This window comes from Serinibacter arcticus (assembly GCF_004786095.1).
Lineage (GTDB): Bacteria > Actinomycetota > Actinomycetes > Actinomycetales > Beutenbergiaceae > Litorihabitans > Litorihabitans arcticus.
This window is the reverse complement of the sequence record NZ_RHPJ01000003.1, coordinates 178,664-198,273: the sequence shown is the minus strand read 5'-3', so window position 1 is coordinate 198,273 and position 19,610 is coordinate 178,664. Positions and strand designations below refer to the sequence as shown.

Here is a 19,610-nt window from a genome sequence, read left to right as displayed (position 1 = left end):
GTGCCGGCCGCCCTCGACGGCGCCTCGTTCTGGCCGCTGTTCGCGTTCTTCTTCGGCGTCGTCCTGCTGCGCACGCAGCTCACGTACTGGATCGCGCGCCTCGTGACGCGCTGGTCGCTCGACCACACGCGTCCGCGACGCCCCTGGGTCGCACGCGTGCACCGCTGGCTGCAGGGCGAGGGCACGGCGCGCGGGCTGCGCACGGTGGAGCGGTGGGGTGTGGTCGCCGTCCCGCTGTCGTTCCTGGCGACGGGGACGAAGACGGTCGTCAACGCGGCCGCCGGGGTCGTGGCGATGCCGTTCCCCCGCTACCTGCCCGCGATGCTGCTGGGCTGCGTCGTGCACGCCACGATCTACGCCACGGTCGGCTGGGCCGCGTGGAGCGCGGCGCTGGCCGCCGCGACCGGCTCGGCGTGGGGCATCGCCGCCATCGCGGTCATCGCGCTCGCCGTGCTGATCCTGGTCGCGCTCCGGCTCCGAGCCCGCCGCCGCGCGAGCACCGCCGACGGGGCAGAGCTGCCCTAGGCGGTGTGGTCCTCCGGCGCGACGCAGAACTCGTTGCCCTGCGGGTCGGTGAGGGTGAACCAGCGGGCCGCGCCCTCGCTCCGCTCCCCCAGGCTCCTGGCGCCGACGCCGACGAGCCGCTCGTGCTCGGCGTCCAGGTCGCCGTCGACCACGAGGTCGAGGTGGACGCGGTTCTTGCCGGGCGTCACGGCGTCGACCCGCTGGAACGCGAGAGCACCGGAGGACGTCATCACGACGACGAACCAGCCATCGTTCTCCGCCACGACCTCACCGCCGAGGGCGAGGGCCCACCATCGCGCGAGCGGGAGCGGGTCGGTCGAGTCGGTCGTGATCATGCCGAGGTGCAGGGCCATGCCGTCACCCTAGAACCGGCCGATGACATCGACGTGTCGTTCGTGTCGCGTCTCAGGGCACGATCGGGAAGCCGTCAGGAACCGACGGCGTCGATCGCCCCGCCGTAGCGGCGGTCGCGGCGCGCGTACTCCAGGACCGCGGCCCACAGGTCGCGGCGGTCGACGTCGGGCCACGCCTTCTCGAGGAACACGAACTCCGCGTAGGCGGCCTGCCAGATGAGGAAGTTCGAGGCCCGCTTCTCGCCGCCGGTGCGGATGAACAGGTCGACGTCGGGCATGTCCGGCTCGTCGAGGTGGCGCGCGACGGTCTGCTCGCTGATGCGCGAGGGATCCAGCCGCCCGGCCGCGGCCTCGGCGGCGATCGTGCGCACGGCGTCGGCGATCTCGGCGCGACCGCCGTAGTTCACGCACATCGTCAGGGTGCAGCGCGTGTTGCCCTCGGTGAGCGCCTCGGCCTCCTCCAGCTCGGCGATGACGCTGCGCCACAGGCGCGGGCGGCGCCCGGCCCAGCGCACGCGGACACCCCAGGAGTTCATGACGTCCCGACGGCGGCGCAGCACGTCCCTGTTGAAGCCCATGAGGTAGCGCACCTCCTCGGGCGAGCGCTTCCAGTTCTCGGTGGAGAAGGCGTACGCGCTGACGTGGGAGACACCGAGGTCGATGGCGCCGGCGACGACGTCGAGCAGGACCTGCTCACCGGCCGCGTGCCCCTCGGTGCGCGGCAGGCCGCGCGCGTTCGCCCAGCGGCCGTTGCCGTCCATCACGAGCGCGACGTGCCTCGGCACGAAGCGGGGGTCGATGACGGGGGCGGTCTCACCGGAGGGGTGCGGCGGCGGTGCGGTGATCTCGTGGGGCTGCCACGCGGTCGCTGCGGCGGCGGCGCGGCGCCTCATGCGCGCACCACGTGGCGCAGCGACCGGAGCTGACGCTCCATGTGCCACTGCAGGTAGACCGACACCAGGCCGCTGGACTCGCGGCGGTGGCGCTCGTCGCTGCCGTCGGCGACCGACCAGTCACCCGCGAGCAGCGCGCCGAGCAGGAGGAACGTCTCGGGCGCGGGAGCGGCGGCGCCGGGCGGGCGGCAGTCGGTGCAGAGGGCACCGCCCATCGGGGCGGAGAAGGCGCGGTGCGGCCCGTCCTGCCCGCACCGCGCGCACGAGGCGAACGTCGGCGCCCACCCGGCGACGGCGAGCGCGCGCAGCAGGTAGGAGTCCAGCACGAGCGTCGAGGCGTGGCGGCGGTCGGCGAGCGCGCGCAGCGCCCCGGCCAGCAGCAGGTACTGCTGCGTGGCGGGCTCGTGCTCGACGTCGGTGAGCCGCGCCGCGGTCTCGACCATCGCCGTCGCCGTCGTGTAGAGGCCGTAGTCGGCCATGATCGAGCGGCCGTGCGGCGCGAGCGTGTCGACCTGGGTGACGACGTCGAGGTTCCGGCCGGAGTACAGCTGGACGTCGATCACGCCGAAGGGTTCGAGGCGGCCGCCGAACTTGCTGGAGGTGCGGCGCACGCCCTTGGCGACGGCGCGCACGAGCCCGTGCTCGCGGGTCAGCATCGTCAGGATGCGATCGGCCTCACCGAGGTCGTGGGTGCGCAGCACCACCGCCTCGTCCCGATACGTCCTCACGGCGTCATTCTCCCCCACACCACCGACATCGCGGCCTCGCGACACGGTCCGGGCCACGCCGAGCCCCGCACACCCGCCCCCTCACGCGAGAGCGACCCGTGCGCCGTGGGAGCGACCGGGCAAGGGTCGCTCCCGCGGCGCACGGGTCGCTCTCGGCGCGGTGGCGGCGGAGTGGCTGCGCGAAGCGTCAGCGGACGGCGCGGTTGACCGCCGAGACGATGGCGCGAAAGGACGCCGTCGTGATGGACGGGTCGATGCCGGCGCCCCAGAGGACCTGACCGTCGACCTCGCCCTCGACGTAGGCGGCGGCCGAGGCGTCCTCGCCCTGCGCGAGCGCGTGCTCGGCGTAGTCCATGACGGAGACGTCGACGCCGCGCTGGCGCAGGATCGCGGAGAACGCGTCGATGGGACCGTTGCCCGTCGCGGTCAGCTGGTGCTCCTGCCCGCCGTCGACCAGCGTCACGACCAGCTCGGTGTCGCTGCCCTCGCCCGCCGAGGTCAGACGCGTCGAGCGGAGCGCGAACCGGCCCCACGGGTGCAGCTCGGAGTCGGCGGGGGCGGGCAGGTACTCGTCGACGAAGATGTCCCACAGCCGGTCGGCCGTGACCTCGCCACCGGCCTGGTCGGTGTGCTTCTGGACCATCCGGCTGAACTCGATCTGCAGGCGGCGCGGCAGGTCCAGGTGGCGCTCGGTCGACATCAGGTAGGCGATGCCACCCTTGCCGGACTGGCTGTTGACGCGGATGACGGCCTCGTAGCTGCGGCCGACGTCGCGCGGGTCCACCGGCAGGTACGGCACGGTCCACGGCACGGCGAGCTCGTCGCCGCCCGCGGCCGCGACGTCGGCGTCGCGCTTGGTCAGACCCTTCTTGATCGCGTCCTGGTGCGAGCCGGAGAACGCGGTGTAGACGAGGTCGCCGCCGTAGGGGTGGCGGGGGTGGACGTCCATCTGACCGCAGTACTCCACGGTCCGGCGGATCTCGTCGATGTCGGAGAAGTCGATGCCGGCGTCCACGCCCTGCGAGATCAGGTTCATCCCGAGCGTCACCAGGTCGACGTTGCCGGTCCGCTCACCGTGACCGAACAGGCAGCCCTCGACGCGGTCGGCCCCGGCCATCACGGCCAGCTCGGCCGAGGCGACGGCCGTGCCGCGGTCGTTGTGGGGGTGCACCGACAGCACGACGTGCTCGCGGCGGCTGAGGTGGCGGCTCATCCACTCGATCTGGTCGGCGTAGACGTTGGGCGTCGACCGCTCGATCGTGGCCGGCAGGTTGAGGATGATCTCGCGGTCGCCGTCGGGCTCCCAGACGTCCATGACCGCCTCGCAGACCTCGAGCGCGTAGTCGATCTCGGTGTCGATGAAGATCTCCGGCGAGTACTCGTAGCCGACGACCGTGCCGTCGTCGAGGTACTTGGCGAAGTAGTCCATGACGTCGCGCGTGCCCGAGACGGCGATGTCCTTCGTGCCCTGCCGGTCGGTGCGGAAGACGACGTCGCGGAAGACCGGCGCGGTGGCGTTGTACATGTGGACGGTCGCGCGGTGCGCGCCCACCAGCGAGGAGACGGTCCGCTCGATGAGGTCGGTGCGCGCCTGCGTCAGCACGGAGATCGTGACGTCGTCGGGGATCGCGTCGGTCTCGATCAGCGAGCGGACGAAGTCGAAGTCGGTCTGGCTCGCCGCCGGGAAGCCGATCTCGATCTCCTTGTAGCCCATGCGGACCAGGAGCTCGAACATGCGGTGCTTGCGCGCGGGGTCCATCGGCTCGATGAGCGCCTGGTTGCCGTCGCGCAGGTCGGTGGACAGCCAGCGCGGCGCTGCGGTGATGCGCTTGCTCGGCCACGTGCGGTCGGGCAGGTCGAGGCCGTTGACCTCGTGGAACGGGGGGTACTTCGCCAGCGGCATCGGCGTGGCGGACAGCTCGGCGGGGCTGTTGGAGGAAGGGCGGTGGCTCATGGCTTCTTCTCTGTTCCTTCGTCGTGCGAGGGGCTCCGGCGGGCAGGAGGAGCGCCGCGACGAGGAGCCAGCCGAGTCAGGCCTCGTCGCGGCAACGAAGGAGCAGAACACCCACGAGCAGCACGCCGACACCCTAACGCACGCGTCCGACGGCGGGACGCGCCATCCCTCACTCGGACGGCTCTGCCGCCGTCTCGACGCTGATCGTGATCGCGCCGACCTCGACCGTCTCGCCGGCGGCGACGGCGGTCGACTGCCACGCCGTGAGGCGCCGTCGCCCGCCCGCCCACCGCAGGTGCGTCCCGTTGCTGGAGGCGCGGTCGGTGACCGAGACGACGTGCTCGGCCACCTCCACGAGCAGGTGCGTCTTGGAGACCGAGCCGTCCTCCACCACGAGCGGCAGCAGGCCGTCCTCGCCGGGACGCGCCGACGGCGCGCGGCCGAGCAGCCAGCTGCCCGGTGCGAGCGCGACGGGGGCGCTGCCGTCGTCCACGACGACGGCGAGGCGACGCGGCCGAAGCAGGTCGGGGCGCGCGATCGTGTGCTCGGGCAGGTCGGTGCGCACGATCGTGGCCTCGGGCAGCTCGGTGGACGGCTCCGCCGGGGGCGTGGTCCAGCCGGGTACCGGACCGGGTTCCGTGGTCGTGGCGGGCAGCGGGTGGGCACCGCCCGGGGCCAGGGGGGCGGGGCGACCCAGGACGGGGACGCCCGTGACGACGGCCGGGGACGCCGCGGGCGCGGCGGCCGGCGGGGGCGCAGGCGGTGCGGGCGCAGGCGGTGCGGGAGGTACTGGTGCGGCGACGGACACGTCCTCGGACGGCACGGATGGCCACAGCGGTCCCGACGGTGTGGCCGCGGCGGTCCCGTTCCACGCCGGCGCGGGGGTCCCCGGGTCCGGGGGCGCCGTCGTCGGTGCAACCGGTGCAACCGGTGCGACCGGTGCGACCGGTGCGACCGGTGCGGCCGGTGCGGCCCCGGTGCCCCACGGCACGGCGGCCGCGTCTCCGCCGGGGGCGCGGGCCGTCGAGAACCCGCCGGGCGCTCCCCCGGGTCCGGGCGCGAACACCGCGGCGCGCTCCCCCGCGTCCTCCTGCGGCGCCCGACCGCGGCGGCCGCGCTGGAGGCGCAGCGTCGCGATCGCGGCGAGCACCACGGTGACGACGGCGGGCAGCGTGCCCACCAGCGCGGCGGGTCCCGAGGCACCGACGAGCACGACACCACCGGTGCCGCCGGAGCCGCCCAGCACCCCGAACCCGGTGACGAGGCCGGCGAGGATCCCGATCACGAGCAGCCCGCACCCGAGGAGGCGCACGAGACCGACGGGCCGCAGCAGATCGGTCAGCGACGGGACGCGGCTGTGGTCCGCCGCGCCCGGAGCGAGCCAGGCCTGGAGGGCCCGCGTGGTGCGCTGACCCTCCACGACCGGCCCGACAGCGAGCAGCACCCCCGCTGCCACGAGGACGAGCCCGGTCAGCACGACCAGGCCGGGCCGCGCCAGGGCGGCACCCGCGGGCGGGAACAGGGCGGAGGCGAGCAGCGAGACACCGATGTTCGCCGCGACGAGGGACGCGATCTGGCGCGCGAACCGGCCGGGCCGCGCGAGGCTGGCGGTCAGGGTCGCGACGGCCTCGCGGCGCAGCGTCTCACCGGCGGCGCCGGCGGTCCGGGCTCGCCTGGGAGCGTCGCCGAGGAACGGCCGTGCCTGCTGCGGGGTGGAGTCGACCAGCGCCATACCGCCCATTGTGGTGCCTGACGGCTCGGGCGCGCGCCCGGTCAGTCCCGACGGCGGAGCGAGGCGTAGCCGATCCGCGCGCGCAGGCGACGCCACGGCGAGGCGTGCCGGCGGAGCCCACGCTCGGTCCCCGTGACCTCACCCCAGAACCGCTCGGCCTCGTCCTCGTCGGCCGGGACCGGGCCGAACACGGCGGCGTCGGCCCGGGTCGCCAGCGCGACGGCCGAACCTCCGGTCCCGGCCGTGCCGACAGCCTCCGCCCCCGACGCGGCCGCGTCGGCGAAGTGCCGCTCGATCGCACCGGCCTGCTCGCGCCGCGTCGCCGTCGGGACGCGTGCCAGGCCGAGGTCGCGCGCGGTGTCCTGCAGCTCGAGCCAGCCGCCGGCCACGCGCGCCGCGCCGTCCCCGCGACGACGACGCCGCCGACGCCGTCGGCCCTTGAGCGCGAGCGCGATCACGGCCGGCAGGATCAGGAGCAGCACCGGGATGCCGAGGTAGGCGGCCCATCGCACGACGGCGGGGATCTCCGGCTCGGGCTCGGGGTCCTCCTGCGGCTGCACGTCGGCGTTGCCGGACTCGAGGCTCGGTACGTCGGGGGCCGCGATCGGGGGCGGCGGCGGCTGCAGCATCTGCGGCTGCGGCCTGTCGGCCGGAGCCGGATCCTCGGAGATGGGGACGTTGTTCTCGTCGGGCGTCGGGTCGTAGGCGACCCAGCCCTCCCCCTCGAAGGCGACCTCGACCCACGCGGTGACGTTGCCACCGGTGACGGCCCAGGTGGTCCCGGTGTCGCGCTCGCCGCGCTCGAATCCGTAGACCACGCGCGCCGGCCAGCCCATCTCGCGCGCCATCAGCGTCATCAGGGCGGCGTACTGCTCGGCGTCGCCGATCATCTCCTCGTCCTCGACCATGAGCGCCATCCGGGCGGCCCCGTGCCCGGCCTCGGAGGGCACGTCACCCTCGAGCCCGTGCGAGAAGAAGCCCGTCTGCGACAGCCCGTCCGCCAGGGCCTGCACCTTGGCGGCGTCCGTCGTCGCGCCCTCGGTCAGGCGGGCGGCCACGGCGCCGAGCCCGTCCGGTGGCCGATTCACCGGCGGCAGCGAGACGTCGCTCAGCACCTGCCCGCCGAGCTGGTCGCCCATCCGCACCGGCGTCGGGAGCGTGGTGAGCGTGAAGGTGTCGCCCTCGCGCAGCCGGTCGGTCACGATCGCCGTGGCGGTCTGCTCGTTGTAGAACACGCTGCGCGACAGGTCGGTCGCGCGGTCGCCCTCGAACGTGACGTCCTCCACGCTGCCGGTCATCGGGAGCCAGACGTCGTCGTAGGTGCCGATCGTGACGTCGATGTCGACGGCGGCGGCGTCGATCTCCTGCACGAACCGATCCGTGGCGCGCAGGTAGCGACCGCCAGCGGGGGTGTCGCCGTCGCTGACGTCCCAGACCTGGCCGCCGTAGGAGTCGAGCGTCGCGAGCCGCACGCGGGTGAGGTCCGTGGGCACGCCGTCGAGCGTGAGGATGACGTCGTCCTCGTGGTTCTTGACGTAGTCGCGGAAGCCGGCCAGCGGGCTCGGGTAGTTCTCCTCGAGCGGCGGCGGGTCGACGTGGTCGCGCAGCACGAACCGGGTGCTGTCGGGCGAGCCGAGCACCGTGCCGCCGACGACGCCGACCAGCGCGGCGGCGCCGAGCGCGACCGTCCCGACGGGCCGGTTCAGCTCGATGCGACCCGAGCGCCACGCGGGCCAGCCGAGTCCGGCGAGCACCCCCAGGCCGGCCACGACGGCGGGCGTCACCGCGGCAGACGTGCCGAGCAGCACGGAGCCCACGAGGACGACCGCGGGCACGACGAGCGCCAGCGGGCGCAGCGCGCGGGCGCGCAGCGCGATCGTTCCGGCGACGACGGCACCCACGAGCGCCAGCAGGTAGACCACCGTCAGGAGCCCGTCCGCGTTCCCGAGCGGGGGCTGCAGCGTGAGGACCTGCTTCCACACGCGCACGACGGCGATGCCCAGCGTGCGCCAGGTCTCGATCGTCGGGAGGACGCCCGCGATCGCCGTCGTCGGCGCGGTGACCGCCGCCGTCACGATGAGGGCACCGAGGGTGACCGCGGCCATGACGATCGCGTTCCAGCGGCGCAGCGCACCGGCCAGGGCGATCGCCGCCCCGAGCGTGACCCCGATGAGCGCCGCCGCGATCGCGTGGCCCGAGCGGTACACGGGCCAGAGCGGCAGGAGGGCGAGCAGCACGAGCACGCAGGGGACGGCGAGGTCGACCGCGCGCTGGACGCTGCCGCTGAGTCCGGTGCGGGTGGCGCGGCGCCCGGAGCGCACCTGGACCGGGGGCGCCGAGGTGCCGCTCACGACTCGCTCCGGTGCTGCGCACGCGGCAGGTCCGCGAGGGCCCCCAGCGTGATGGACGTCAGACCGGGGAGCCGACGGACCTTCGTGTCGGTACCGGGCTCGGCGCGCACGCAGATGACCTCGGCACCGAGCGGGAGGACGGAGGCCATCGCGCGGACGTCGCGCGGGCCGGGGAGGCTGCCGACGCCGAGCACGATGATCGCGGCGCGGGGGTAGTCGCGCGCGATCGCCCGGCACGTCTCGGTGAGCGTGTGGTGGCCGGGAGCGATCTCGACGGCGGTGAGCGCGTCCAGGAGGGCGTCCGGCGTCGCGCTGCGCAGCGTCTCACCCGTGGTGACCGCGGCGATGTCCCGCTGCTCGCGCACGGCCTGGAGCGCGTAGGAGCCGAGCGCCGAGATCGCGAGCTCGAACTCCTCGGGGTCCTTGCCGAAGTCCTCGGGGCGGCACGAGAGACCGACGACGAGCTGCGAGCGGCGGGTCTCGACGAACTGGCGGACCATGAGCTTCCCGGTGCGCGCGGACGAGCGCCAGTGGATGCTGCGCCGGTCGTCGCCCGGCGAGTACTCGCGCAGCGCGTGGAACGTCAGGTCGGAGGCCGTGAGGTCCTGCGACTCCTTGCCCTCGAGGTCGTGCACGAGACCGGAGTGGCTGCTGGTCAGCCGCACGGTGCGCGGGTGCACGTACAGGTCCTGCGGTCGCGTCCACGTCACGGTGCGGCGCAGCAGGCCGAGCGGGTCCCCGCGCACCGAGCTCACGGGCCCCACGGTGATGACGGCGCGGCGCGAGGTCGGGACGGCGAAGAGGTCCTCGTGCTCCTCCCCCGCGGCGAGCGACGGCAGGCCGAAGCCCGCGCGTCCGGCACCGACGGGCAGCTCGATGCGGGCCGGAAGCACGCGTCGGTCTCCGACGTTGCGGACGGTGATGCCGCCGACGGCGCGGTCCCCCACGGTGACGCGGTGCTCGCGCAGGCGCAGCCGCACCTCGTAGGGGTGCCGCCCGATCGTGAAGGCCGCGGACACCAGGAGCACCGCGACCAGGCCCCAGCCGAGGCCGGCCAGCTCGACCCAGCCGAGGCGGTGGGCGGCCACGAGGCTCGCGACGGCGACGCCGAGGGTGACCCACGCGGCGACGCTGACCCAGCCGAGCACGGGCGAGACCTGCCGGATGCCCGCGCGCAGGGTCGTCCGCGTCGCCGCGAAGATCCGGCCGCGGGTGGTGGTCCCCGCGACGGCAGCGGGGGGACGAGAGGTGGTCGACATGCTCGGGAGGCTCAGGCGCGCTGCTGGGGCGGTGCGACCTGGTCGAGGACGCGGGCGAGCGAGACGGCGGACGTGGCGCCGTCGAACTCGGCCTCGGCGTCCATCACCATGCGGTGCGCGAGGACGGGCTCCGCGAGGTCCTTGATGTCGTCGGGCACGACGTAGTGGCGGCCGTTCGCGGCCGCCCACGTCTTGGCCGCCCGCACGAGCGAGATCGCGCCGCGGACGGAGACGCCGAGCCGGATCTCCTCGGGCTTGCCGCGGGTGGCGGCGGCCAGGCGGGACACGTAGTCCAGCACGGCGGGGTCGACGTAGACGGTCGCGGCGAGGTCGATCATCTCGACGACGGCCTGCGCCGTGATCACGGGCGAGAGCGTCGCCGAGCGGTCGCGGACCGAGACGCCACCCAGGATGTCGACCGTCGCGTCGTGGTCGGGGTAGCCGAGCGAGGACTTCATGAGGAAGCGGTCGAGCTGCGCCTCCGGCAGGCGGTAGGTGCCGGCCTGCTCGATCGGGTTCTGCGTCGCGATGACGAGGAACGGCCGGCCGACCTCGTGGGGCTTGCCGTCGATCGTGACGCGCCCCTCCTCCATGACCTCCAGCAGGGCCGACTGGGTCTTGGGCGAGGCGCGGTTGATCTCGTCCGCGAGCACGATCGAGGCGAAGATCGGGCCGGGGTGGAACTCGAACTCGCGCGAGGCCTGGTCGAAGATCGTGACGCCGGTGACGTCGCTGGGCAGCAGGTCGGGCGTGAACTGGATGCGGCTGTGGCTGGCCTGGACCGTCGCGGCCAGCGAGCGCGCGAGCGAGGTCTTGCCGGTGCCGGGGAAGTCCTCGAGCAGCATGTGACCGCCCGAGAGCAGGCACGTGAAGGCGAGCTTGACGGCCTCGGGCTTGCCGAGCACCGCCAGGCCGACGTTGTCGACCAGCCGGGTGAAGGTCTGGGAGAACCACGAGGCCTGCTCGGCGCTCATGTGCTGGACTGCGGGGGCGGTGGTCACGTGGGTTCCTTCTGGTCGTTCACAGGTCGGTCCTTAGTCAGTCGAGCGTCAGCCGCAGGTGCGCGGGCCTCCCCCGGACTGGATGCAGAACTGGATGTTCGGGTTGAAGCCGGAGAAGCGTCCAGTTTCGAAAACACCGTTCCCCGACAGCCGCTCGCCCGTGTACGTGCGCACGATGGATCCGTTCTCGCTATACGTAATCGTGTAGATCTCGTTCGGAACGTTCTCGTAACGCATGTCGCTGAAGTAGCACGGGTAGCCCGGCGCGTTTCTACAGAAGTTCCCACTCGGGTCGCTGGCGCCATCGGCGCTTCGAGTACGGAAGGACTCGACCTTCGGGACGACGGGCGGAGGCCGGGGATCGGTGCGCACGGGTCCCGCGCTCGCCGTCGTCTCCTGGTCGGGACCCGAGACGGCGTAGCGGACGTCGACCGTGTAGGCCTGGTCGTAGTCGTTGCCGAGGTTGACGACTCCGCCACCCGGGACGTTCTGCCAGCCCTCGTTGTTCACGCGATACTGGAAGGCCGACTCCGGACGGCCGTTCGCGCCGGAGCTGGGCCGGGCGATGGTGAACCGGGTGCCCGTGGCGCCGACCTTCTCGCCCCGGACCGACGGGTTGCCGATCGGGCCGTAGGGCACCGCGGCACTGCTCGCGGCGCTGGCCGGACCGCAGTAGGTGTTGCACGCCCGGACCTGCACCGTGTAGCTCGACCCGTTCGCGAGACCACCGATGATCTTGTTCCCCGGAAGCGCCTGGTAGCCGCCGCCGTTGAGCGCGTACTCGAACCGCGAGATGGCCTGACCGTTGTCCGACGGCGTCCCGTGCGTCACCACGATCTGACCGTTCGACCCGGTCGGGGCGGCCGTGGTCCCCCCGACCTGTGCGGGCTGACCGAACGAGCGGACGCTTGACGAGGCCGGAGACGTTCCCGAGGGTCCCGCCTTGTTCGAGGTGCTGACGGTGAACGCGTAGTCCTGGCCGTTCTCGGCCGCGTACGTGTAGCTGGTCTGGCCCGGAGGCAGTGTGATGGCCGGCTGGGCCGCCCCGCCGCGCAACGGCGTGAGCACGTAGTCGCGCAGCGCGTCGCCGTTGTTCGCGGGCGCCTGCCAGGCGACCTGGATCTGGCCACCGATGGGCGTGTCCACGCGGGTGGCGCGCGGAGCCTGCGGGGTGGCCGGCGGGGCGGCCGGGGTCTCCGGCGCGGACCAGGCAGACCAGTCCCCCGGATCGGGTGCGCTGTTGCGGGCGCGGACCCGGAACGTGTACGCGGTGCCGTTCTGCAGCGAGCCCCACGTGTAACCGGTCTGCGTGCCGACCGACTGCTGACCGCCCCCGGTGGCCGGGGAGATCTGCACGTCGTAGTCGATGATCGGCGAGCCCTCGTTGGCGGGCGTCGACCAGGCGACCTCGATAGCGCTGTCCTGGAACTTCAGGGTAGGGGCGCCGGGGGCGCCGGGCTTGACGTCCGGGCGCGCGACGGCGGACGACGCGCTCGCCGGCCCGGGCCCGACCTTGTTCTCGGCCGTCACCGTGAACGTGTACTCCACGTTGTTGGTCAGTCCGCCGATGACGCACGTGGTCGACGCGCACGCCTGCGACCCACCCGCCCACTGCACCGTGTACCCGGTGATAGGGGCGCCGTTGTCGATCGGCGTGGTGAAGGAGACCGTCACCTCGCGGTTGCCGACCGCCTCGACGCGGGGTGCTGAGGGAGCGGCCGGAACACCGATGACGTTGGCGCGCACGCGCGCCTGGACCTGACGGTCCGGGTCGCCCGTGGCGTCCTGCACCGTGTAGACGATCGAGAGTCGACCGACGAAGTCACTCGGCGGTGTCACCGTGATCGTCCCGCCATTCGCCCCGACCTGGGCCACACCCGTCTCCGTCGCGGCATTCACGATGGTCAGCGCCTCCCCCGGGAAGGGGTTGGAGTCGTTGGCGAGGACGTCGATGCTGGCCGTCTGTCCCTGCTGGACCTCGCCCAGGTCGTCGTCGACCGCGACGGCGGGGGCGGCGCTGCTGGCCACCGCGTTCGCGATCATCGTGCCGACCACGGGCTCGTTGACGCCGTCGGTCACCGAGACCTGGAACTCGCCGCGCGTGCCCTTCTGGGTGTCGAGCGCCGCGGTGACGTGCAGCTCGGTGAGGTTGACGAGCTCGGCCGTGAAGCCCTCCGGCTGACCGAGCAGCTCGAAGCGGAGGTTGGGCCGGTCGACGCCGTCGACGTCGTCGGCGAGCGCGGGCAGCCGGATGATCTGCGGCTCGCTCTGCCCGGCCTCGACGTTGATCTCGGTGCTGCTGATCGTCGGCGGGGTGTTGCCGTTCGCCGTCACGTTGATCGGGATCGTGATGACCGAGACCTTGCGCTCCGGATCGTTCAGGTCGGCGGCGTCGGTGACCTCGAGGGTCACGCTCGCCAGGCCGACGTAGCCCGCGGCGGACGTGAACGTCAGGGTGGTGGGTCCGGTGACCGGGGGCGTGCCGTCGGAGTTGGTCGCGCGCGCCTTGCTGGTGTCGGTGACCTGCACCGGGTCCCCGGAGACGGCCACGATGTGGTCGTTCAGCTCGATCGCGAGCGTCTCCCCCGTCATCACCTCGAGCTCGGTGAACCCGGAGCGGAGCGCGGGTCCGGAGTCCTCCGTGCCCGGGACGTCGATGAACGCGTAGGTGACGAGGCCGTCGGAGTCGGTGATCTGGTACGTCACGACCTGACGCGTCGGGGTGAGCGTCACCCGCACCTGCTGGATGCCGTCGACCGTCTCGATCGAGGCGGTCTGCTGGCCGTCCGTCAGCCCGAGGACGAGGTCGCTCGCGTCGCCGTCGGGGTCGTAGTCATTGGCCAGGACGTCCACGAGGGCGCTGTCGGAGCCGACGATGTCGCTCACGGGGACGAGGTCGTCCACGGCCACGGGCGTGTGCAGCGGCGCCTCCGGGGAGACCTCGAGCACGAGCGTCGAGACCGCGACACCGCCGTTGCCGTCCGTGACCTCGAACCCGATCGGGAACGTTCCCGACTCGACCGGGGTGCTGATCTGGAGCTGGCTGTCCTGCGTGACCTCCACCGTGAGACCGCCGGGGTCGGTCACGCGCGTGACGGCGAGCTGGTCGCCGTCGGGGTCGGTGGCCTCCTCCAGCACGTTGACCGTGACGGTGCGCTCGGGCCGGTGGTGCGCCTCGACGGCGGGGACCACCGGGTTCCGGTTGATCGCCGGCGGCGGCACGATGCCGACGCTGACGGTGCCCGTCGCGATCTGGCCGGGACGGTCGCGCACCAGAAAGTCGAACGTGTCGGTCCCGACGGCGTTGCCGAACGGCACGTAGTCGAGGTAGTCGGTCCCGATCTCGGTGACCTGGCCGAGGGTGGGGGCGCTCCCCAGCCCGAGCAGCTGGACGGAGTCGCCGTCGGGATCGATGCCGATGAGGTTAATCGGGACCCGGATCAGCTCGCGCTGGAACGCGCGGGTGTCGACGTCGATCGGCACGGGCGCGGCGTTGCCCTCCGACGCCTTCACCTCGATGACCACCTGGGCCGAGTTCTGCTGACCGTTGACGTCCGTGACGGAGTAGATCGCGGTCTGCTGGCCCGGTTCGGCGGGCGCCTGGTAGCGCAGCACGTTCTGCGTGGCGAACATCAGCCCGTTCTCGGGCATCGTGGGCAGCGTCTCGTCGAGGGTGAACTCGAGCCCGTTGGGGTGGTGGTCGTTGCTCAGCACGGGGATGGTGACGTAGTCGCCGGCCCGGACGCTGACGGTGTCCTTGACCGCCACGGGCGGCTGCGGCTGGGTGTCGGCGCGGAGCGGGACCACCAGCACCTCGCCGACGGCCGAACCCGTCTCGTTCGCGATCGTGTAGCCGATGCGCACCGGCTCGGCGAGCACGCGGTCGCTCGTGATCCGAAGCAGGCGGTGCTCGAGGACGGCGACGTTCAGGCCGTAGCCGGAGGGCACGTCGACCTGCTGCACGGCGAGCACGCCGCCCTGGGGGTCGGTGTCGTTCTGCAGGACGTCGACCAGCACCTCCCCGCCCGGCGGGAGCATGGCGGTGTCGCGCACGGCGATCGGGTCGCCGTCGGTCGGCGTCTTGACGTCCACCCGGATGAGACCCTCGCCCGTCGCGCCCTCGTCGTCGGCGATGAGGTAGGTGGCGTAGACCGGACCGGGCTGGTCGGGGGTGAACTCGACCGTGCCGTCCGCGAAGTTGGGCGCCGTCTGGCCGTTGCCGAACGGCTGCACCTGCGCCAGGCGCGGCTGCTGGCCCGAGGTGTCGGTGTCGTTGTCGAGCGGCGTCAGCACGATCGTCTGGCCGACGAACGCCGTCGCGAAGTCGAACTCGGCGCGCGGGGGCTGGTTGCCGGGGGTGACCTCGACCGCGATCTCGATCGGGGTCAGCTCGTAGCCGTCGAACACCTGCAGCGTGATCCGCTTGGGCGAGGTCGACACGCCGGCGTCCGAGAACGTCACGCTCCCGTCGGGCGTGGTGCGGACGCTGTCGCCCTCGCTGTCGACCGTGGCGCCCGACAGGGTCAGCTCGTCGCCGTCGGGGTCGCGGATGTCGGCGAAGACGTTGCGCGTCACGCTCGCGCCGCTCGCGACGCGCAGCGTGACGTCGCGGATGACCTCGGGCGGCGAGTTCTCCCCCAGGGGGACGGCGCGCAGCGTGACCAGGGCGTCGTCGGTGAGGCCGCGGCCGTCGTCGGCGGTGTAGGTGAACGTCGCGGTGCCCGAGGCGTCCGGGGGGACCACGACCTGCAGCGCGCGTCCGCCCATGACGAGCTGGGGCGTGCCGAACGCCTCGGGGAAGTCGCCGGGCGGGAGGATCGTGAGCAGATCGCCGTCGGGGTCGGCGTCGTTGTCGAGCAGCGGCAGGACGCGCGTGGTGCCCGGGCGAACGCCCAGGTCGTCGTCGGCCGCGGTGGGGGCCCGGTTCGGCTGGTCGCGGTCGAGGGGGACGTCCTCCTGGACCGTGTCGTGGGAGTCCTCCTCCTCCTGCTGGCTGTTCGGCGGCGGGGAGGTGTCGAGCCAGTCGGCGACCGGGATGAGCTGGTTCTCGATCATCCAGACCGCGCCCGTGGCCATGTTGTTCAGCACCACGTAGTCGCGGTTCACGCGGAACGCGAGCTGGGCGTCGGCCCCGGCGCCGTCCACGGCCATCGGCACGCCGGCGTCGTTGCAGAACCGCATCGCCGAGGCGGCGTCGGCGCTCCAGGCACCGAACGCGCAGCCCTTGACCACCACGGGGGTGGCCGGGGTCCCGGCGGACTCCGCCTTCGTCATGCGCGCCTCGCCGCCCTCGAGCGGGATGCGCAGCAGCGCGTCGCGGGTCGCGATCGTGACGTCGGGGCGCTCGGCACCGGTGGCCTGCAGCGCCACCTCGTCCGCGTCGAGCTCGGTGCCGAGCTCAGCGGCCACGTCGGACAGCAGGATCGGGTCACGCTCGGGCTGGACGATCTCGACCTGGGGGCGGTTCTCGTCGTCGACGCGGATCGTCCGGCTGATCGTGACGACCGGGTCGGTGCCGACGGCGGCGATCTCGACGTCGGCGGTGTCCAGACCCTCGGGGTCGAGGATCGACTCGGTCAGGTCGAAGGTCGTGAGCTCGGGCGGCTCGAGGTCCTCGACGGCGACCTCGTCACCGGTGGCCGCGAGCGCACCGTCGGTGGCGGGGTCGGAAGCGGCCGCCTCGTCGGTGGCGGCGTCGTCGGCCGCCTCCTCGCCGTCGTCACCGCGCGCGATGAGGGCCAGGAGGTCGGCGTCCTCGCGCGTGACCGCCGTGACCACGCGGGTCGCGGGGTCGAAGATCCAGGTGGTGCCCTCGCCGTCGACGTCGATCACCGAGCGCACGCCGACGCGCAGGGTGGCGTCCAGCTCCTCGTCCTCGAGCGCGGCCAGGGTGTCGACCGTGACGACGCGCAGGTCGCCGGTGCCGGAGTCCAGCACCGACACCGTGCCGCCGCCGAGGTCGATCTGGCGCGAGGACGGCAGGGCCGCCCCGCCCGCGCCCGCGACGGTGGCCGTGTCGATGCGGTCCACACGGCCGAGACCGTCGTCGACGATGAGGACGTCGGAGGCGTCCTGGAGGATGTCGAACGAGGCGGTGGCCGCCGCGAGCTGCGCGTCGACCTCCTCGATCGGGTAGTTCAGCCGCCCGATGCGGGTGTCGGCGGTGCCGGTGACCCACACGCCGCCGTCGTTCAGGCTGACGTCGGCGGTCGCGACGCCGTCGTAGGTGAGGCTGAGCGCCACGACCGTGCCGACGACGAGGATGACGGCCGTCGCACTGGCGATGGTGCTCCGGCGCTTGGAACGCTCAGCCAACAGATCCCCCGGGAACTCGACACATGAGGCTTCAGGATAGGTGAGCGTCGCGTGTGGCGGGGATCGGGCTCACTCCTCCGCGTCGCCCCCGGCGGCGGCCGCGGCGAGGGCCGCCTGCTCGTCCAGGAGCGGCAGGTCGGCGGCGGTCACGAGGCGCGAGGTGACGGCGTGCTCCACGAGCCGCGCGCGGCGGTTGACGGCGAGCTTGCGCGGTCCACCGCGCAGTCCGCGCACCCCCTGGCGCGACAGCTTGTCGCACACGTTGTCGAGCTTGCGGTTCAGGCGCGTGATCGTCCAGCCGAGGCGGGCCGCGGCCTGGGTGGAGGACGGGATCGCCGTCGTGCTGCCCCGGCCGAGCAGCACCGGTTCGGCGAACGCGACCACGAGCGCGCGCTGGCTGTCCGTCAGGACGACCGGGCCGATCGTGGTGTCGCCCTGCTCGACCTCCTGGGCCACGGGCTCGTAGGCCGGCTCCTCCCCCACGATGAGCAGCTCGTACGTGGTGGGTCCCGCCGTGAACAGCACGGTGGTGCGGGCGAACACGAGCGGGAGGCGCGCACCGGGCGCGATCCACGCCTGCACGTTGCCCTGCGCGTCGGCGACCGTCGCCGGGATCAGCGTGCCGACGTTCTCCAGCCACCACAGGTCGCTCGACCGCGTGATCGCGAGGAACCGCCGGTGGAGATAGGGGTTGTCGTCGATGGCGAGGTCGCCCTCGCGTCCGACGACGAACGGCTCCTCCGGATCGACGTCGAACCACTCACCGCAGAACTCGACCTGCACGGTCGACCACCCCCGTCTCGTTCACCACTGCTGTCACTGCTCGCCTCACCCGCACGCCGTCGCCGCCTCGGACACGCGCATGTCCTGCGTGCGCGTCTTGACCTCGATACAGGTCCAGTCCGGGCGGTTGGTCAGGGTGAGCGGATTGGGGGCGGGTAGGAAACCCTCGTCACCGTCGAGGATGCGGTAGAGAAACTCGGCGTCGGGCACGTCTGCTGGCTCCGGCCACGTAAAGACCACCGTGTCGGCGGCGTCCTCAGTGCGTGCACCTGGTTGCACCTCCGGCCTCGGCACGACGGTCGGGCCGCTCCCGCCCGCGCCACCGGTCTCCTCGACGGTCTCGCTCGCTGTCGGCGAGGGGCCCGGACCGTCGTCGCCGTTGAGGTTCAGCAGCACGAGCGCGGTCACGGCGACGGCGACGAGCGCGCCTCCGACGGCGACCGGCACCCACGACCGGCGGGGTGCGGGCGGCAGACCCTCGGGGTCGACCTCCTTCTCCTGCTCGGGCGGGCGCTCCCACGCCGGACGTCGCGCCGCGGCCGGGGCGTCCCAGACAGCGGGGTCGTCGGGTCGCCGCGGTACGCGGACCGGCTGCGGGGCGTCGGCCCTGGCGGCCGCGGGCGAGGTGACGGAGTAGCCGGCGACGCCGGCGAACCCGGCGGGTCGGGCGGCCGAGGGCGGACCGGGGAACGGCTCCCCCGGCGTCCACCCGTCGTGGGCGCCGCCGGGCGGGTTGCCGAAGCCCGAGGCCGCGCCGTCGGGGTCGATGTCGATGACGGCGCGCACCTGCGTCTCGCCGAAGACGACGCCACCGCCGTCGGGTGCCTGGTCCCCCGTGACCCGGCGGACGTCGGGGACGTCGATCGGGGTCGGGGCGAGGTGTAGGTCGAGCTCGACGCGCTGCAGCGCACGGCCGAGGTCGAGAGCCGAGGCGAACCGGCGCGCGGGCCGCTTGTCCATGGCGCGCCGGAGCACGTTCTCGAGCGACTGCGGCACGTCCTGGCGCCCGATCGGCGGAGCGTCCTCGCGTGTGATCCGGGTGATGAGGTCGAACGCGGCGTTGTTGCCGCCGACGATCTCGAACGGCGAGCGGCCGGCGAGCACCGTGTAGAGCGTGGCCGCGAGCGAGTAGATGTCGGCCTGGACCCCGCGCGGGGAGTCGTCGGCGAAGAACTCCGGCGCCGCCCACGGGATGGACATGCCGGTCTCGGTCTCGGCCGCCCCCGCACCCATCACCGAGATGCCGAAGTCGGTCAGCGCGGGCCAGCCGTAGTCGTTGGTCAGCACGTTGGCCGGCTTGATGTCGCGGTGCAGGATCCCGGCCCGGTGGGCGGTCTCGATCGCGCCGGCGAGGCGGACGCCGATGCGCAGGGTCTCCGCGACGCCCAGCCTTCCGGAGCGGTAGCGCTCGGACAGGTTGGGGCCCGCGCAGTACTCCATGACGAGGAACGGCCGACCGTCGGCGGCGACGTCGGCGTGGTAGACCGTCACGATCGCGGGGTGGCTCGAGACGTGGGCCATGAGGTTGGCCTCGTCGACGAACTCGACCTGCTCGGCACCGGGGACGATGCGCAGCACCTTGACCGCGACGTCGCGACGCGGCATCGACTGGCGGTACAGGAAGACGTCGGAGAACCCGCCCGATCCGAGGAGTCGGTCGTGCGTGTACCCGGGGAGCTCCGGCGGGGTGGCCGGGGGACGGCGTGAGCTCACACG

Annotated in this window: 12 protein-coding genes; 1 reads left to right on the top strand and 11 read right to left on the bottom strand. The window is 73.2% G+C overall.

Annotated features, from left to right (window positions below; translation table 11 throughout):
- A complete protein-coding gene (locus SERN_RS10000; RefSeq protein ID WP_135849997.1) occupies positions 1-525 on the top strand; it encodes an SNARE-associated domain-containing protein in 525 nt (174 codons plus the stop codon).
- Here the strand turns inward: SERN_RS10000 and SERN_RS15335 are convergent.
- From SERN_RS15335 to SERN_RS15585, 11 genes are all read right to left on the bottom strand, one after another.
- On the bottom strand, positions 522-878 hold the full coding sequence (locus SERN_RS15335; protein WP_158292629.1) for a VOC family protein: 357 nt from the start codon (positions 876-878) through the stop codon (positions 522-524). The two genes, SERN_RS10000 and SERN_RS15335, sit on opposite strands and share 4 nt — an antisense overlap.
- A gap of 74 nt (positions 879-952) precedes the next feature.
- Positions 953-1,771: an isoprenyl transferase gene (locus SERN_RS09990; protein WP_135849996.1), complete on the bottom strand. Its 819-nt coding sequence runs from the start codon at positions 1,769-1,771 to the stop codon at positions 953-955.
- The gene (recO, locus tag SERN_RS09985) at positions 1,768-2,499 is read right to left on the bottom strand and encodes a DNA repair protein RecO (protein WP_135849995.1); all 732 of its coding nucleotides are present in this window, start codon (positions 2,497-2,499) and stop codon (positions 1,768-1,770) included. The genes SERN_RS09990 and recO overlap by 4 nt, the downstream gene beginning before the upstream one ends.
- A gap of 187 nt (positions 2,500-2,686) precedes the next feature.
- Positions 2,687-4,453 (bottom strand): 2-isopropylmalate synthase, encoded by a 1,767-nt coding sequence (gene leuA, locus SERN_RS09980; RefSeq protein ID WP_199241587.1) that lies wholly within the window; start codon positions 4,451-4,453, stop codon positions 2,687-2,689.
- Positions 4,454-4,622: 169 nt separating this feature from the next.
- Positions 4,623-6,185: an FHA domain-containing protein gene (locus tag SERN_RS09975; protein WP_135849994.1), complete on the bottom strand. Its 1,563-nt coding sequence runs from the start codon at positions 6,183-6,185 to the stop codon at positions 4,623-4,625.
- A gap of 41 nt (positions 6,186-6,226) precedes the next feature.
- Positions 6,227-8,536 (bottom strand): transglutaminase-like domain-containing protein, encoded by a 2,310-nt coding sequence (locus tag SERN_RS09970; RefSeq protein ID WP_135849993.1) that lies wholly within the window; start codon positions 8,534-8,536, stop codon positions 6,227-6,229.
- Positions 8,533-9,795, bottom strand: a complete 1,263-nt coding sequence (locus tag SERN_RS09965) for a DUF58 domain-containing protein (protein WP_135849992.1) — start codon at positions 9,793-9,795, stop codon at positions 8,533-8,535. The genes SERN_RS09970 and SERN_RS09965 overlap by 4 nt, the downstream gene beginning before the upstream one ends.
- A gap of 11 nt (positions 9,796-9,806) precedes the next feature.
- Positions 9,807-10,769, bottom strand: a complete 963-nt coding sequence (locus tag SERN_RS09960; protein ID WP_135850501.1) for an AAA family ATPase — start codon at positions 10,767-10,769, stop codon at positions 9,807-9,809.
- A 75-nt stretch (positions 10,770-10,844) separates the two neighbouring features.
- Positions 10,845-17,111, bottom strand: coding sequence for an Ig-like domain-containing protein (locus tag SERN_RS09955; RefSeq protein WP_135849991.1), 6,267 nt, complete (start codon positions 17,109-17,111; stop codon positions 10,845-10,847).
- A gap of 69 nt (positions 17,112-17,180) precedes the next feature.
- The gene (locus tag SERN_RS09950) at positions 17,181-17,894 is read right to left on the bottom strand and encodes a hypothetical protein (RefSeq protein ID WP_135849990.1); all 714 of its coding nucleotides are present in this window, start codon (positions 17,892-17,894) and stop codon (positions 17,181-17,183) included.
- A gap of 45 nt (positions 17,895-17,939) precedes the next feature.
- Complete coding sequence (locus SERN_RS15585) at positions 17,940-19,607, bottom strand: serine/threonine-protein kinase (RefSeq protein ID WP_199241586.1); 1,668 nt, start codon at positions 19,605-19,607, stop codon at positions 17,940-17,942.
- Positions 19,608-19,610 lie beyond the last annotated feature (3 nt).

What these genes read in the sequence shown, in the direction of transcription:
- leuA (WP_199241587.1), bottom strand. Translation starts at nt 4,453, where the DNA reads ATGAGCCACCGCCCTTCCTCCAACAGCCCCGCCGAGCTGTCCGCCACG.
- SERN_RS15335 (WP_158292629.1), bottom strand. Translation starts at nt 878, where the DNA reads ATGGCCCTGCACCTCGGCATGATCACGACCGACTCGACCGACCCGCTC.
- SERN_RS09990 (WP_135849996.1), bottom strand. Translation starts at nt 1,771, where the DNA reads ATGAGGCGCCGCGCCGCCGCCGCAGCGACCGCGTGGCAGCCCCACGAG.
- SERN_RS09960 (WP_135850501.1), bottom strand. Translation starts at nt 10,769, where the DNA reads ATGAGCGCCGAGCAGGCCTCGTGGTTCTCCCAGACCTTCACCCGGCTG.
- SERN_RS09965 (WP_135849992.1), bottom strand. Translation starts at nt 9,795, where the DNA reads ATGTCGACCACCTCTCGTCCCCCCGCTGCCGTCGCGGGGACCACCACC.
- SERN_RS09975 (WP_135849994.1), bottom strand. Translation starts at nt 6,185, where the DNA reads ATGGCGCTGGTCGACTCCACCCCGCAGCAGGCACGGCCGTTCCTCGGC.